A 15,565-nucleotide genomic window follows, 5' to 3' on the forward strand; every position below is an offset into this window, starting at 1 on the left:
CTGGGCCAACCCGACCGAGGCAGCCTCGATCGGCGCGGCGGCCTGCGGCGTGCTGGCCGTCCTGACCGGCGGCATGCGCTGGGACGGCATCAAGAAGAGCCTGATCGGCACCGCACACGCCACCGCCATGATCTTTCTGGTGCTGCTGGGCGCCGACCTGCTCAACTCCGGCCTGGCGCTGACCCAGCTGCCGACCGAGCTGGCCGACTGGGTCAAGAACTCCGGCATGCCGCCGCTGCTGGTGCTGTTCGCGATCCTGGGCGTCTACGTGCTGCTGGGCTGCGTGATGGACTCGCTGGCCATGATCCTGCTGACCGTGCCGATCTTCTACCCGATGGTCATGGGCCTGGACTTCTTCGGCATGAGCGTGCCCGACAAGTCGGTCTGGTTCGGTATCCTGGCGCTGATGGTGGTCGAGATCGGCCTGGTCCACCCGCCCGTCGGCATGAACCTGTTCATCATCCAGAAGCTGGCCAAGGATGTACCTTATATCGAAACGGCCAAGGGCGTGATGCCGTTCCTGGCGTCGGACTTCATCCGCATCGGCTTCCTGGTCTTCTTCCCGGCCATTTCGCTCGGCCTGGTCCACTGGATGGGATGAGTGAAATATTTCAAACTTTTACTGTGGCTTGAAAAATCTTGAAAATCCGGGCTAGAATAGCGGCTTCCTGAGATGCCCAGGTGGCGGAATTGGTAGACGCACTAGTTTCAGGTACTAGCGGGTAACTCCGTGGAGGTTCGAGTCCTCTCCTGGGCACCAAAGACTTTAGCACTCATTTGCTAGACTTTGGGCATATCTCAAGAAAAAAACCCTGAAAGCCCAGGTGGCGGAATTGGTAGACGCACTAGTTTCAGGTACTAGCGGGTAACTCCGTGGAGGTTCGAGTCCTCTCCTGGGCACCAAACATGAAACCCTGCAGATCTCACGGTCTGCAGGGTTTTTCGTTTGCCCGCCTCCGACACGGGCACAAGAAAGCCGCCCTCGCGGGGCGGTATGGCAGGTCAGCTCGCAAAGGGCTGCCACCTACAGGCGGCAACCCGGCGGCCGGACCGATCAGATCGGCTGGCCGACCAGATCGTGACCCTGGGTACCGACAATGCGCACCTTGATGAAGTCGCCGACCTTGTAGGTCTTGCTGGCCTTCTCGGGCGGCAGCAGATGGACGACGCCGTCGATCTCGGGCGCATCGGCATAGGTCCGCCCCACTCCACCCTTCTTGCCCAGGCTGAGCGCCTGATCGACCAGCACCTGCATGGTGGCGCCGACACGGCGCTGCAGCCGCTCGATCGAGACCTGCTCGGCGACTTCCATGAAACGGGCCTGACGCTCCTCGCGCAGCGCATCGGGCAAGGCACCCGGCAGCGCATTGGCCAGCGCGCCATCGACCGGCGAATAGGCAAAGCAGCCGGCGCGGTCGATCTGCGCCTCGCGCAGGAAGTCGAGCAGATGCGTGAATTCCTCTTCGGTCTCGCCCGGGAAACCGGCAATGAAGGTGCTGCGCACCACCAGCTCGGGGCAGATCTCGCGCCAGCGCTGGATGCGCTCGAGGTTCTTCTCGCCGCTGGCCGGACGCTTCATGCGCTTGAGCACGTCGGGGTGGCTGTGCTGCAGCGGCACGTCGAGGTAAGGCAGTACCAGGCCCTCGGCCATCAGCGGGATGATGTCGTCCACATGCGGATACGGGTAGACATAATGCAGACGGACCCAGGCACCGTAGCCGCGCGCGAGCTCGCCCAGGGTCTTGACCAGGTCATACATCCGGGTCTTGACCGGCTTGCCGTCCCAGAAACCGGTGCGGTACTGGACATCGACGCCGTAGGCCGAGGTATCCTGGCTCACGACCAACAACTCCTTGACGCCGGCCTCGAACAGCTTGCGCGCCTCGGTCAGCACCTCGCCGATCGGACGGCTCACCAGGTCGCCGCGCAGCGAAGGGATGATGCAGAAGGTGCAGCGGTGGTTGCAGCCTTCGCTAATCTTGAGGTAGGCGTAGTGGCGCGGCGTCAGCTTGATGCCCTGGGCCGGCACCAGATCCAGGAAGGGGTCGTGCGGCTTGGGCAGGTGCTTGTGCACCGCATCCATGACTTCCTGGGTCGCATGCGGTCCGGTCACGGCCAGCACCGACGGGTGCACGCCCTCGACCATGTTGCCGCCCGCTTCGTCCTTGCGCGCGCCCAGGCAACCGGTCACGATCACCTTGCCGTTTTCGGCCAAGGCTTCGCCAATGGTGTCGAGGCTTTCCCTGACGGCGTCGTCGATGAAGCCGCAGGTGTTGACGATCACGAGGTCCGCGCCGTCAAAGGTCTTGCTGGTCTGGTAACCCTCGGCGCTGAGCTGGGTGAGGATCAATTCGGAGTCAGTGAGCGCCTTCGGGCAGCCGAGGCTCACGAAGCCCACTTTGGGGGCTTTGGCTATGGTTTCAGTCATGCCCCGATTGTCTCAGGTCATCACCACTCCAGCAGAAAAACTCAGCGCTTGACCCCGAAGGCCTCCAGCATTTGCTGCTGCAGCTGGTTCAACGCCTTCTGCGACTGCTCCAGATAGCCGCCCAGCGCGACACCCGGAATCAGCGGCGACTGGACCCCCAGGAACTGCGACCACATCTCGGGCGTCAGGCCCTTGGCCTGATCCGCCATCTGGCGCTGCAGGTCGGCAAAAGCCTCCACGCTCTGCTCGAGGTAGCTGCCCATGAAGCCCTGCATCGAATGGCCGTAGAAGCGGATGATGTCGGCCAACATGCGCTCGGAGAAAAACGGCACACCACCGGTCTCCTCCTCGAGGATGATCTGCAGCAGGATGCTGCGCGTCAGGTCAGCACCGGTCTTGGCATCGCGAACGGAAAAATGCACCCCCTGCAGCACCAGCGCACGCACATCAGCCAGCGTGATGTAGGACGAGGTGGTCGTATCGTAGAGGCGGCGATTCGGGTATTTCTTGATTACCCGCAGCTCTTCGACGCACTCGCTCGCCTGGCCGTCCGGTTCATTTTGCACTGCACTGACTCCTGCCCCATGGGCCTTGCGCCCCGCGCCGACGCGGGGATAAAGTTTGATTCTAAGAACAAAGACTATTATTTCGGAACGATTCGCAGCGCCAGCAGCAAAAAAGCCCGCACCAGAGCGCCATCGGCACCCGCGACGAGCAGCCGATCCATGAGCGGACCACGGGCTTGACCCGAGCGCCCATTGTCGCGATAGTGCAGGCTTGAATCCGATCCCCGGCATGGCATCGGCACAACAGACCCAGCTTCACGCCGGCATCGGGACTTTCGCCATTCAGCAGGAGAATGTCATGGAAGAAACCCAGAAAACCCTTGCCATCGATGCACTGAACCGCATCATGGAACTCGAACTGGCCGGGGTGGTCAAGTACACGCACTATGCGTTGATGGTGTACGGCTACAACCGGATTCCGATCGTGTCCTGGCTCAAGGACAATGCCAACGAGAGCCTGGCCCACGCCCACAGGGCCGGCGAGCTGGTGACCCTGCTCGGCGGCCACCCCTCGCTGCGGATCGGCCCCCTGCTCGAAACGCATCAGCACGACATCGGCGACATCCTGCGCGAAAGCCTGGCACACGAGAAGACCGCTCTGGCAGCCTACTACGAGCTGCTCCGGATCGCGGAAGGCCACTCGATCCTGCTCGAGGAGTATGCGCGCGAGCTGATCGTGCTTGAGGAGATGCACCAGGACGAGGTCAACAAGATGCTGCGCAAGCCCGGCGAGACAGGCAGCTTCCAGGGCTGAAGCCCAGCAGGCAGCCCCTGAAGGCAAGGGATGAATCCGGAAATAAGAAAGCCCTCGAACCTGCGCTCGAGGGCTTTTTGCTTTTTGGTAGGACTGATTGGATTCGAACCAACGACCCCCACCATGTCAAGGTGGTGCTCTAACCAACTGAGCTACAGTCCTGAAATTCTGGTAGGCTCGACTAGATTCGAACTAGCGACCCCCACCATGTCAAGGTGGTGCTCTAACCAACTGAGCTACGAGCCTAGAATTCAAGGTTCCGCAGTATACACGAGAGTCTGACCAAGACCCCCTGCTTCCAGATTATTCTTCAAGCTGTTGCCAGCCAAGGAAAAAATCTGGTAGGCGCGATTGGATTCGAACCAACGACCCCCACCATGTCAAGGTGGTGCTCTAACCAACTGAGCTACGCGCCTGCATCGCTGCGAGACCGCAACTATAGCAGAAAAAGCGGGCTTTTTTCAACGACCGGTGCCGCCTAGCGCCGCCAGACCCGCTGCACACCGGGCACATCGGAGACGGCCGACATCACGCGGGCGACCCGCATCGAGTCCGCGACCTCGACCGTGAAGGTCATCCAGGCCACGCCGCGGACCGACTGGGTCTGGACACCGATGACATTGATCTTCTCGCGCGAGAAGGCGTCCGAGATGTCGCGCAGCAGGCCCTGGCGGTCCTGCGCCTCGACCGCGACGTCGACCGGATAGACCGCCGAGTCGGCGCCCTTGCCCTTGGCCCCACTCCATTGCACGTCGAGCACGCGGTCCGGATGCTGGCGCAGCAGGTGGCCGAAGTCGGCGCAGTCGCTGCGGTGGATGCTGACGCCCTTGCCGCGCGTGACAAAGCCGCGGATCTCGTCGGGCGGCGCGGGCTTGCAGCAGCGCGCCAGCTGGGTCAGCAGCGAGTCGACCCCGACCACCAGCACCGAGCCGGCGGACGACTTCTCGACGCCGCGCGCCTTGCGGATCACGACCTCGTCGGGGACCGGTGCCACCTCCTGCGGCTTGAGCTGCTGCTCGACCGCGCGCAACGAGGTTTCCTCCTTGCCGACCGACTCGAACAAGGCCTGCGGCGTCTCGAAGCCGAGCCCGGCCGCGAGTTCCTCATGCCGCAAGGCGGTCCGGCCCTCGCGCTGCAGTAGGCGCTCGATCGCCTCGCGCCCGCGCGCCGCGTTGTCCTCGGCCGCCAGCGCGTTGAACCAGGCGCGCACCTTGCTCTTGGCGCGGTGGCTGACCAGGTAGCCCAGCTCGGGGTTGAGCCAGTCGCGCGAGGGCCCGCCCTCCTTGACCGAAACGACCTCGACCGTCTGGCCGCTGCGCAGCGGGGTGTTGAGCGTCACCATCGCGCCATCGACGCGCGCGCCGCGGCAGCGGTGACCCAGGGTGGTGTGCACGGTGTAGGCGAAGTCGAGCGGGGTCGCGCCCTGGGGCAGCTCGACGATCGCGGCCTGTGGCGTCAGCACATAGATGCAGTCGTCGAACAGCTGCTTGGCCGCGCCGCTGAGGTCACTCTGCCAGGCCAGCAGCTGGCGCAGCACCGCGATCTTGGCGTCGTAGTCCGAGCTCGCGGAGACACCGGAATAGCCCTTGGCGCCGGCCTCCTTGTAGGCCCAGTGCGCCGCCACGCCATGCTCGGCATGGTCGTGCATGGCCTGGGTGCGGATCTGGATCTCGAAGGCGCGGCCCTGGGCGTCGCGCACCACGGTGTGCAGCGACTGGTAGCCGTTGGGCTTGGGCTTGGCGATGTAGTCGTCAAACTCCTCGGACACCGGGCTGAAATGCGAATGCACCCAGGCCAGCACCGCGTAACAATCGTCGACCGCCGGCACCACGACGCGCAGGGCACGGATGTCGAACACCTGGTCGAAGTCGAGCGACTTGCCGCGCATCTTCTTGACGATGCTGTAGATATGCTTGGGCCGACCCTGGACCGAGGCCTGGATGCCCTGGGCTTGCAGGGCGGCGTCGAGGTCGAGCCGGACCTGCTCGACATGGCTCTCGCGCTCGACCCGCTTCTCGTCGAGCAGGCGCGCGATCTGCTTGTAGGTATCGGGCTCGAGGAAGCGGAACGACAGGTCCTCCATCTCCCACTTGATCTGCCAGATGCCGAGCCGGTTGGCCAGCGGCGCGAAGATCTGCAAGGCTTCCTGCGCCAGCGCGCGGTCGGGCAGCTTCCTGGCGGCCGCGTAGTAGCGCAGCGTCTGCAGCCTGGAGGCCAGGCGCAGCATGACCACGCGCAGGTCGCGCGAGAAGGCCAGCAGCATCTTGCGCACGTTCTCGGTCTGGCTGGCGTCGAGCTCGGACAGCTGGGCCTTGGCCGCGTTGGCGACAAAGCCGCTTTGCTGTTGCGCCAGTTCCCGGTCGAGCCTGACCTGCGCGGCCTTCTGGCGTGCCTGGCGCTGCAGCTGCAGCAGCTTGCTGGTCTCGACCGCGACATGGGCGTAGCTGTCGCCGAAGGCCTTGGCGATGATTTCCTGCGGGCGCTGCAGGTACTGGCAGGCATAGACCAGGTAGGCGGCAGCCTGCATCTCGGGCGAGCCGCCCATCAGCGCCAGGATGCCGACCATGGCATCGGCATGCGCCAGCGTGTTCTCGCCAGTGTCCAGGTGGCTGGCGGCCAGCAGCGGTTCGGCGAAGGCGCGCGCGCGCGCCAGCGCCTGATTGTCGGCGGGCTCGCGTGCCGACAGCGCAGCCGCGATCGCGGTGCCGCTCGATTGGGGATCAGAGGGGTTCATGGAGAGAGCAGAAATTCCTTGACAACGGCCACCTGATCGGGCTGGACCAGGGCGGGCGCATGACCAACCCCGGCAAACTCGACGCAACGGGCCCTGGGACCACGGTTGGCCATGGCCGCGGCGGTCTCGGGCGTCAGCAGGTCGGACTCGGCACCGCGCAACAGCAGACAGCAGGCCTGGATCTGGTCGTAGAGCTGCCACAGGGGCGACTCAGCGGCGCCGGCGCCGCCGTGGTGCAGGGCCTCCATCGCGGCCAGCATTTGCTTGAAGGGCGCGGCAATGCCCGGATCATAGTGCAGGGTCCAGCCGCCCAGGGAACGGCGCAACATCGGCCGCGACAGGGCCAGCCATTGCTCGGGGCTGTGCGGGCCGAAAGCCGCGCAGATCTTCTCGAGCACATGGACGGCGGCGATCTCGGACGGAAAGACCGGCAGGTTGCCGAGGTAGGTTTCGATGCGCCGCAGCGAGGCGAGCTGGATCTCGGGGCCGACATCATTGAGGACCAACCGACGCAGGGCCAGGTGCGGGGGTGCCGCCAGCGCCATGCCGATCAGGCCGCCCATGCTGGTGCCGACCCAGTCCAGCCGCAGTTCGGCGCCGTCGCGGCCGGTGGCCTGCTGGAAGTCCAGGCGCAGCTGGCGCAACAGCTCGGCCATGTCGGCGACATAGGTCGGCACCTGATAGTCCATCGGTTCGGCCAACCAGTCGCTCTGACCACGGCCCGCGATGTCGACGCAGATGACACGGACATGCGGTGCCAGGGCTTGCGCGAGCACGTCGAAGTCGCGCGCCTGCCGGCTCAGGCCGTGCACGCAAAACACGACCTGATCGGGCTGCTCTTGGCCGGTGGCGTTCCACTCCCACCAGGCGATCCGGCGTTGAGGACTGAATTTGGCCCTGACACCAGGGACTTCCAGGAATTTGAGTTGTGGTTCCATTTATCGGGGCCCGACCTGCCCGGTCATCGTAGCGTCAATCTGGGCAGGATAATGGCAACGGGATGCACGATGATGACGAAATCCTGCCCCTTTCCCACTCTATCCCCCATTTCACGGAGTTCACCCCATGCTGAAGAACAAAACTGCCCTGGTCACCGGATCGACCAGCGGCATCGGATTGGGCATTGCCAAGGCGCTGGCGCGCCAGGGCGCCAACATCATGCTCAACGGCTTCGGCAACGTCGAGAGCGCACAGGCCGAGGTGGCGGCCTTCGGTACCCGCGTCAGCTACCACGGCGCCGACATGAGCCAGCCGGCACAGATCGAGGCGATGATGGCCGCGGCAGCCAGCGAGTTCGGCCAGGTCGACATCCTGGTCAACAACGCCGGCATCCAGCACGTGGCCAATGTCGAGGAGTTCCCGCTCGAGCGCTGGGACGCCATCATCGCGATCAACCTGAGCAGCAGCTTCCACACCTCGCGCCTGGCGCTGCCGGCGATGAAGGCCGCCAACTGGGGCCGCATCATCAACCTGGCCTCGGTGCATGGCCTGGTCGGCTCGGCGGGCAAGTCCGCCTATGTCGCGGCCAAGCATGGCGTGATCGGCCTGACCAAGGTCACCGCGCTCGAGACCGCCACCAGCGGCGTGACCTGCAACGCGATCTGCCCGGGCTGGGTGCTGACCCCGCTGGTGCAGCAGCAAGTCGATGCCAAGGCCACCGCCCAGGGCATCAGCAACGAGCAGGCCACGCGCCAGCTGCTGGGCGAAAAAGAGCCCTCGATGCAGTTCACCACCCCCGAGGAGCTCGGCGAACTGGCCGTCTTCCTGTGCTCGCCGGCGGGCAACAATGTGCGCGGCGTGGCCTGGAACATGGACGGCGGCTGGACCGCCCAGTAAATCCCTGCGCGCTGGCGGGCGGGCGGCGCTGCTGTCAAAATAGGCCCTGTCTAGTACTGGAAGATCCGACATGCCGAACGTCCCGCAGCGCCCCGACCGCATCCTGGTCGTGGACGACGATGCCCGTATCCGCGACCTGCTCAAGCGCTACCTGACCCAGGAGGGTCTGGAGGTGCTGCTGGCCGAGGACGGGCGCAGCCTGAGCCGCGTCCTGCAGCGCGAATCGGTCGACCTGATCGTGCTCGACCTGATGCTGCCGGGCGAGGACGGACTGAGCATCTGCCGCCGGCTGCGCGAGGCCAAGGACCGCACGCCCATCATCATGCTGACGGCCAAGAGCGAGGATGTGGACCGCATCGTCGGGCTCGAGGTCGGCGCCGACGACTACCTGGGCAAGCCCTTCAACCCACGCGAGCTGCTGGCGCGCATCCATGCGGTGCTGCGCCGCCGCCCGCCGGTCGAGGTGCCGGGTGCACCGTCGAGCGGCGACGAGGTGGTCAATTTCGGGCCCTATACGCTCGACCTGGGCTTGCGCACGCTGCGCAAGCAGGGCAACGACATCGCGCTGACGACCGGCGAGTTCGCGATGCTCAAGGCGCTGGTGCGCCATCCACGCCAGCCGCTGTCGCGCGACAAGCTGGCCCAGCTCGCGCGCGGACGCGAGTTCGAGCCGTTCGACCGCAGCCTCGATGTGCAGGTTTCACGGCTGCGCAAGCTGATCGAGGAAGACCCGACCACGCCGCGCTACATCCAGACCGTCTGGGGCGTGGGCTATGTCTTCGTGCCGGACGGGCAGTCGGATTGAAGACCGGCATTCACCTGCGCCGGCTCAGACTGCGCCTGGCCCAGGCCGTCGGCTGGCAAGGCATCAGCCTGTTCTGGCGCAACTGGTTCGCGCTGACGCTGATCCTGCTGGGCTGCATGCTGGCCTGGCTGCAGAGCTACCGGGCGCTCGAGTTCGAACCCCGGGCCTTGCAAAGCGCGCGCCAGGTGGCCTCGCTGGTCAACCTGAGCCGGGCTGCGCTGCGCCATGTCGATGCGATTGCACGCGTGTCGCTGATGAAGTCGCTGCTCGACGAGGAGGAGGTGCAGATCTCGGTGCGCGAGCCCGGCGACAGCTACCAGCCCTATGACCAGGACGCCTTCGGTCGCCGCATCAGCGCCGAACTGACGCAGTTGCTGGGCAAGGGCACGCTGGTGGCGCGCGAGGTCAATGGCCGGGACGGACTCTGGGTCGGCTTCAAGATCGGGCGCGAGCAGTTCTGGCTGCTGACCGATCCCAAGCGCGTCGGTGCGGTCGAGCGCGGCACCTTGCTGGTCTGGCTGGGCATCGCGGGCCTGCTCTCGCTGCTGGGGTCGGCGCTGCTGGCACGCCTGATCAACCAGCCGCTCAAGCGGCTGCAGGTCGCGGCGACCCAGGTGCGCGAGGGCAACTTCGCCTCGGTGCGGCTGGACGAGACGGTGACCACGCAGGAAATCCGCGAGGTCAACATCGGCTTCAACCGCATGGCGCGCCAGCTCGGCCAGGCCGAGCAGGACCGGGTGCTGATGCTGGCCGGGATCTCGCATGACCTGCGCACGCCGCTGGCCAGGCTGCGGCTCGAGGCCGAGCTCAGCGTGACCGACGAGAGCGCGCGCGCCTACATGGTGGCCGACATCGAACAGGTCGACGCGACCATAGACAAGTTCCTCGACTATGCGCGCACCGGGCCGGAGCACAGCGAGCCGGTCGACCTGGCCGGCGCGGTCAATGACGCGGTGCGGACCTGCGGCCCCAGGAGCCCGCTGCGGCTGCAGATGCAGATCAGCCCCGGCACGGTGGTGCTGGGCGATGCGGTCGAGCTGCGGCGCGTGTTTTCCAACCTGCTGGAAAACGCGCTGCGCTACGGCCGCGGCGCCGACGGGGTGGCTGAGGTCGAAGTCGAGGCCGAATTGCTGGCGCAGAAGGTGCGCGTGACGCTGCGCGACCACGGCCCCGGAGTCAGCGATGAGCAGTTGCCGCGCCTGACCCAGCCCTTCTTCCGTGGCGATGCGGCGCGCACGGCGGCGAGTGGGTCGGGACTGGGACTGGCGATCGTCAACAAGACCGTGGCGCGCATGGGCGGCCAGCTCGCGCTGCGCCGGCATCCGCAAGGCGGACTGGTGGCCGAGCTGCTGCTGCGCCGCGGCTGAACCCGGCCAGCGCCTGGCCCGGTGCACGAAGCCCAGCCGCCCGGCCGGCTCAGTCCCGCATCAGCCGCGCATCAGCAAGGCCACGGCGCGCGCCTCGATGCTGCGGCCCTCGCCGACCGGGCCCATCTTCTCGGCGGTCTTGGCCTTGACGTTGACCTGGGTCGCATCGACACCGAGCGCCTGCGCGATGCGGGCCCGCATCGCCGCCTTGTAGGGCGCGAGCTTGGGCGCCTGCGCGATCACGGTGCAGTCGACGTTGACCAGCTGGTAGCCGGTCTTGCCAACCGCCGCGACCGCCTGCTGCAGCAGCACGAAGGAATCGGCGCCCTTGAAGGCCGGGTCGTTGTCGGGGAAATGGGTGCCGATGTCGCCCAGGCCGGCCGCGCCCAGCAGCGCGTCAGTGATCGCGTGCAGCAGCGCGTCGGCATCCGAATGACCCAGCAGGCCTTTCTCGTAGGGAATCTCGATCCCGCCCAGGATCAGGGGCCGGCCCTCGACCAGGACATGGACATCCCAGCCCTCGCCGATGCGCAGGGGGGGTAAAGAGGAAATGGTGGCACTCATGGGGGCTCGCTTGCTTCGGGGATGAAGATTGAAGAAACCCGGCGGGATCAGGCCGCTGCTGCCGAGGCGCGCAGGCGCAACAGGGCTTCGGCCAGCGCGAAGTCCTCCGGGTAGGTGACCTTGAAGTTCTGCGCGCTGCCGCGCACCAGCCGCGGCGACAGTCCGCAGGCCTCAAGCGCGCTGGCCTCGTCGGTGATGCCGGCGTAGCCCAGCGCTTCGGCAGCGGCCAGGGCCTGCTCGAGGGCGCTGAGGCGGAACATCTGCGGCGTCTGCGCCAGCCATTTGTCGTCGCGCGCCAGCGTGGCGGCGACGCGCGCGCCGGCCTCGTCCGCCCGGGCGGCCTTAAGCGTATCCGGCAGGGGCAGCGCCAGCAGGCCGCCGACCGGATCGTCGCGGCAGGCCTCGATCAGTGCGGCAATCTGCTGCGGCAGGATCAGGCAGCGCGCCGCGTCATGCACCAGCACCCAGTCGCGGGCGTCAACGCCCGCTTGCAGCAGGGCGCGCAGGCCGTTGTGCACGCTGGCAGCGCGGCTGGCACCGCCGACGCGCAGCAGCTGCACGCGCGGGTCCGGGCTGGACAGGCTGTCGTCATCGGGCGCGACGACCAGGGCGATGCTGGCAAGTTGCGGCAGCGCCAGGAAGGCCGCCAAGGTGTGGTCGACCAGGCGCAGGCCGGCGAGCTGTTCGTACTGCTTGGGGCCGGCGCGGCCGGAGCGGCTGCCGCTGCCGGCGCAGGGAATCAGCGCGTGACAGCGCGGCGATCGCGGCGCACTGGCCGCGTCGAAGGAAGGAATAGGCTTGGGATCGTGCGGCATGGATGGAGGATTCTAAAATCAAGCCCTGGCCACCCCTCGCCCAAACCCGGAGCGGGGTACTGCTTTTGGCCATCAGCACCGACCCAGCATGGAACTGCCCAAACTCACCCCTGGCAAACGCTACAGCCTGCCGCGCCCGACGGGCTCGGCCGACGCCCTGTTGCTGGCCGAGCTCGGCCTGCGCGAAAAGGCTGCCGGCCGTCCCGTCGCCATCATCACGGCTGATGCCAACGATGCCCAGCGCCTGCTCGACGAGCTGCCTTTTTTCGCGCCAGGATTGCGCTGCGCCCTGTTCCCGGACTGGGAGACCCTGCCCTACGACAGCTTCTCGCCGCACCAGGACCTGATCAGCGAACGGCTGGCCACGCTGTGGCGCATCCAGCAGCGCGACCAGGAGCAAGGCGCCGATGTCGTGATCGTGCCGGCCACCACCGCGCTGTACCGGCTGGCGCCGCCGGCCTTCATGGCCGGCTACACCTTCGAGTTCAAGGTCAGACAAAAGCTCGACGAGGCCAAGTTCAAGGCCCAGCTGACGCTGGCGGGCTACCAGCATGTAACCCAGGTCGTGAGCCCGGGTGAATACGCGGTGCGCGGCGGCCTGATCGACCTGTTCCCGATGGGTTCGCTGGTGCCGTATCGGGTCGACCTGTTCGACGACGAGATCGACTCGATCCGCACCTTCGACCCCGACAGCCAGCGCAGCCTGTATCCGGTGCCCGAGGTGCGGCTGCTGCCCGGGCGCGAGTTCCCGATGGACGAGGCGGCGCGCACCCGTTTTCGCAAGCGCTGGCGCGAACTGCTCGAAGGCGACCCGACCAAGAGCCGGATCTACAAGGACATCGGCAACGGTGTCGCCACCGCCGGCATCGAGTACTACCTGCCGCTGTTCTTCGAGCAGACCGCGACCGTGTTCGACTACCTAGGGTCGGACGCCACGCTGGTGCTGCATGGCGATCTGGAGCCGGCCTTCCAGCGCTTCTGGCAGGATACGCGCGAGCGCTACCGCCTGGTCCAGAGCGACCCGGAGCGCCCCGCCCTGCCGCCTGAGACCCTGTTCCTCGACGCCGAAGGCTTCTACGCGGTGGCCAAGCCGCATATGCAGCTGGCGCTGCGTCCCGGCAGCCAGGATGTCGAGCACAGCGCCTGGATCCAGGCCCTGCCCGACCTGGGCGCTCAGCGCGGCGCCGACGACCCACTGGCCAAGCTGCACGCCCATATCCGCGCCAGCAGCGACCGCGTGCTGCTGCTGGCCGAGAGCGACGGCCGGCGCGAGAGCCTGCTCGACTTCCTGCGCGCCTCGCAGCTCAGCCCGCCCGCCTTCGACAGCCTGGCCGAGTTCCAGGCCAGCGACGAGAAGGTCGGCATCGCCACCGCCGCGCTGGCCAGCGGCTTCGCCTGGATCGAGGGCGGCATCGCCTTCGTCACCGAGACCGAACTGTTCGCGGCCAGCCCGACCACGCGGCGCCGGCGCAAGCAGGAGCAGGTCAGCGATGTCGAGGCGCTGATCAAGGACCTGTCCGAGCTCAACGTCGGCGACCCGGTGGTGCACAGCGCGCATGGCATCGGGCGCTACCGTGGCCTGATCAACATGGACCTGGGCGAGAAGAACGCCGACGGCAGCCCCGCGCTGCAGGAATTCCTGCACCTCGAATACGCCAACGACGCCACGCTCTACGTGCCGGTCAGCCAGCTGCAGCTGATCAGCCGCTACACCGGCGTCAGCGCCGACGAGGCGCCGCTGCACCGCCTGGGTTCGGGCCAGTGGGAGAAAGCCAAGCGCCGCGCCGCCGAACAGGTGCGCGACGCCGCGGCCGAGCTGCTCAACATCTACGCGCGCCGTGCCGCGCGCGAGGGCCATGCCTTCCGCTACTCGCCGCACGACTACGAGACCTTCGCCAACGACTTCGGCTTCGAGGAAACCGCCGACCAGAACGCCGCCATCCACGCGGTGATTCAGGACATGATCAGCCCGCAACCGATGGACCGTCTGGTCTGCGGCGATGTCGGCTTCGGCAAGACCGAGGTCGCCTTGCGCGCGGCCTTCGTCGCGGTCACGGGCGGCAAGCAGGTCGCCTTCCTGGCGCCGACCACGCTGCTGGCTGAACAGCATTACCAGACCCTGGTCGACCGCTTTGCCAAGTGGCCGGTCAAGATCGCCGAAATGAGCCGATTCCGCACCACCAAGGAAGTCAACGCGGCCTTGAAGGGCGTGGCCGACGGCACGGTCGACATCGTGGTCGGCACGCACAAGCTGCTGTCGGAGAAGACCCAGTTCAAGAACCTGGGCCTGCTGATCATCGACGAGGAGCATCGCTTCGGTGTGCGCCACAAGGAGCAGATGAAGGCACTGCGCGCCGAAGTCGACGTGCTGACCCTGACCGCGACGCCGATCCCGCGCACGCTCGGCATGGCGCTCGAAGGCCTGCGCGACCTCAGCGTGATCGCGACCGCACCGCAACGCCGGCTGGCCATCAAGACCTTCGTGCGCAGCGAGAGCAAGGGCGTGATCCGCGAGGCGGTGCTGCGCGAATTGAAGCGCGGCGGCCAGGTCTATTTCCTGCACAACGAGGTCGACACGATCGAGAACCGCAAGCAGATGCTGGAGGAAATCCTGCCCGAGGCGCGCATCGGCATCGCCCACGGCCAGATGCCCGAGCGCGAGCTCGAGCGCGTGATGCGCGACTTCGTGGCCCAGCGCTTCAACCTGCTGCTGTGCTCGACCATCATCGAGACCGGCATCGACGTGCCGACCGCCAACACCATCATCATGGCGCGCGCCGACAAGTTCGGCCTGGCCCAGCTGCACCAACTGCGCGGCCGGGTCGGGCGCAGCCACCACCAGGCCTATGCCTACCTGCTGGTGCCCGACATCGAGGGCCTGACCAAGCAGGCGCAGCAGCGCCTGGACGCGATCCAGCAGATGGAGGAACTCGGCAGCGGCTTCTACCTCGCGATGCACGACCTCGAGATCCGCGGCGCCGGCGAAGTGCTGGGCGAGAACCAGAGCGGCAACATGCTCGAAGTCGGCTTCCAGCTCTACAACGAGATGCTGTCGGAAGCCGTCGCGTCGCTGAAGGCCGGGCGCGAACCCGACCTGCTGAACCCGCTCAACGTCACCACCGACATCAACCTGCATGCGCCGGCCTTGTTGCCCGACGACTACTGCGGCGACGTGCACCTGCGCCTGAGCTTCTACAAGAAGCTCGCGACCGCCAAGACTGCTGAGCAGGTCGACCGGCTGCTGGAGGAAATCGTCGACCGCTTCGGCAAGCTGCCGGCCCAGGCCCAGACCCTGATCGACGTGCACCGCCTGCGCGTGCTGAGCCAGCCCTACGGCGTGCAGAAGGTCGATGCGACGCCGGGCGTGATCCTGATCACCTTCCGCCCGAACCCGCCGATCGACCCGATGAAGATCATCGAGCTGGTGCAGAAGAACCGCCATGTCAAGCTGGCCGGCAACGACAAGCTGCGCATCGAGCGCGCGCTGGCCGAGCCGAAGGACCGGGCGCAGTTGGTGCGCGACATCCTGCGGTCGCTGGGACAGCCGGTGGCGGCTGGGGTGGCGATCAAGGTTTGACGGAGGGGCTCATGTGGCTACCCCTGAGCTGGGGGTGGTCATGTGCGCAATGAGTCGTGTGGATGAAAGGTCTGGTTGAGGCTGGGAGCGGACGACCAGAACTGACTTGAGCAACGGCA

12 protein-coding genes and 5 tRNA genes are annotated in these 15,565 nt (G+C 66.5%); 8 read left to right on the forward strand and 9 right to left on the reverse strand.

The genetic code is table 11. The features are described from left to right. The 3 genes from C6P61_RS16270 to C6P61_RS16280 all read left to right on the forward strand — a co-directional run. A partial coding sequence (locus C6P61_RS16270; protein WP_146115074.1) for a TRAP transporter large permease subunit occupies positions 1-601 on the forward strand: 601 nt, incomplete at its 5' end. A 74-nt stretch (positions 602-675) separates the two neighbouring features. Then, a tRNA-Leu gene (locus C6P61_RS16275) sits at positions 676-760 on the forward strand. Between the two features lie 58 nt (positions 761-818). Then, a tRNA-Leu gene (locus C6P61_RS16280) sits at positions 819-903 on the forward strand. Between the two features lie 151 nt (positions 904-1,054). Here the strand turns inward: C6P61_RS16280 and rimO are convergent. Together rimO and phaR are read right to left on the reverse strand one after the other, a co-directional pair. Further along, positions 1,055-2,428, reverse strand: a complete 1,374-nt coding sequence (gene rimO, locus C6P61_RS16285) for a 30S ribosomal protein S12 methylthiotransferase RimO (protein WP_105730971.1) — start codon at positions 2,426-2,428, stop codon at positions 1,055-1,057. Between the two features lie 41 nt (positions 2,429-2,469). Further along, complete coding sequence (gene phaR, locus C6P61_RS16290; RefSeq protein ID WP_244908983.1) at positions 2,470-2,994, reverse strand: polyhydroxyalkanoate synthesis repressor PhaR; 525 nt, start codon at positions 2,992-2,994, stop codon at positions 2,470-2,472. Between the two features lie 298 nt (positions 2,995-3,292). Here phaR and C6P61_RS16295 point away from each other — a divergent pair, with 298 nt between their 5' ends. Then, a complete protein-coding gene (locus C6P61_RS16295; RefSeq protein ID WP_105731008.1) occupies positions 3,293-3,748 on the forward strand; it encodes a ferritin-like domain-containing protein in 456 nt (151 codons plus the stop codon). An 85-nt stretch (positions 3,749-3,833) separates the two neighbouring features. Here C6P61_RS16295 and C6P61_RS16300 read toward each other — a convergent pair. From C6P61_RS16300 to C6P61_RS16320, 5 genes are all read right to left on the reverse strand, one after another. Then, a tRNA-Val gene (locus tag C6P61_RS16300) sits at positions 3,834-3,910 on the reverse strand. 7 nt (positions 3,911-3,917) lie between these two features. Beyond that, positions 3,918-3,994 (reverse strand) — tRNA-Val (locus C6P61_RS16305). 93 nt (positions 3,995-4,087) lie between these two features. Next, positions 4,088-4,164, reverse strand: a tRNA-Val gene (locus C6P61_RS16310). Between the two features lie 62 nt (positions 4,165-4,226). After that, on the reverse strand, positions 4,227-6,482 hold the full coding sequence (locus tag C6P61_RS16315) for a RelA/SpoT family protein (RefSeq protein ID WP_105730973.1): 2,256 nt from the start codon (positions 6,480-6,482) through the stop codon (positions 4,227-4,229). Beyond that, positions 6,479-7,420 (reverse strand): alpha/beta fold hydrolase, encoded by a 942-nt coding sequence (locus C6P61_RS16320; RefSeq protein WP_105730974.1) that lies wholly within the window; start codon positions 7,418-7,420, stop codon positions 6,479-6,481. The genes C6P61_RS16315 and C6P61_RS16320 overlap by 4 nt, the downstream gene beginning before the upstream one ends. Before the next feature lie 127 nt (positions 7,421-7,547). Between C6P61_RS16320 and C6P61_RS16325 the strand changes: the two genes are divergently transcribed. The 3 genes from C6P61_RS16325 to C6P61_RS16335 all read left to right on the forward strand — a co-directional run bounded on the left by C6P61_RS16325 (position 7,548) and on the right by C6P61_RS16335 (position 10,490). Continuing rightward, positions 7,548-8,318: a 3-hydroxybutyrate dehydrogenase gene (locus C6P61_RS16325; RefSeq protein WP_105730975.1), complete on the forward strand. Its 771-nt coding sequence runs from the start codon at positions 7,548-7,550 to the stop codon at positions 8,316-8,318. 70 nt (positions 8,319-8,388) lie between these two features. Next, positions 8,389-9,123 (forward strand): osmolarity response regulator transcription factor OmpR, encoded by a 735-nt coding sequence (gene ompR / locus C6P61_RS16330; RefSeq protein WP_105730976.1) that lies wholly within the window; start codon positions 8,389-8,391, stop codon positions 9,121-9,123. Beyond that, positions 9,120-10,490 carry an ATP-binding protein gene (locus tag C6P61_RS16335; protein WP_244908985.1) on the forward strand — a complete coding sequence of 457 codons (1,371 nt, stop codon included), beginning with the start codon at positions 9,120-9,122 and terminating at the stop codon, positions 10,488-10,490. The genes ompR and C6P61_RS16335 overlap by 4 nt, the downstream gene beginning before the upstream one ends. 60 nt (positions 10,491-10,550) lie before the next feature. On the opposite strand, the gene ispF is transcribed toward C6P61_RS16335, so the two are convergent. After that, positions 10,551-11,054, reverse strand: coding sequence for a 2-C-methyl-D-erythritol 2,4-cyclodiphosphate synthase (gene ispF / locus C6P61_RS16340; RefSeq protein ID WP_105730977.1), 504 nt, complete (start codon positions 11,052-11,054; stop codon positions 10,551-10,553). Between the two features lie 47 nt (positions 11,055-11,101). Then, positions 11,102-11,869 (reverse strand): 2-C-methyl-D-erythritol 4-phosphate cytidylyltransferase, encoded by a 768-nt coding sequence (ispD, locus tag C6P61_RS16345; RefSeq protein ID WP_105730978.1) that lies wholly within the window; start codon positions 11,867-11,869, stop codon positions 11,102-11,104. Positions 11,870-11,957: 88 nt separating this feature from the next. On the opposite strand from ispD, the gene mfd reads away from it, so the two are divergent. Beyond that, entirely contained in the window at positions 11,958-15,446 is a 3,489-nt protein-coding gene (mfd, locus tag C6P61_RS16350) for a transcription-repair coupling factor (protein WP_105730979.1), read from the forward strand. Positions 15,447-15,565 lie beyond the last annotated feature (119 nt).

It is taken from the genome of Malikia spinosa, from assembly GCF_002980625.1.
GTDB classification, from domain to species: domain Bacteria; phylum Pseudomonadota; class Gammaproteobacteria; order Burkholderiales; family Burkholderiaceae_C; genus Malikia; species Malikia spinosa.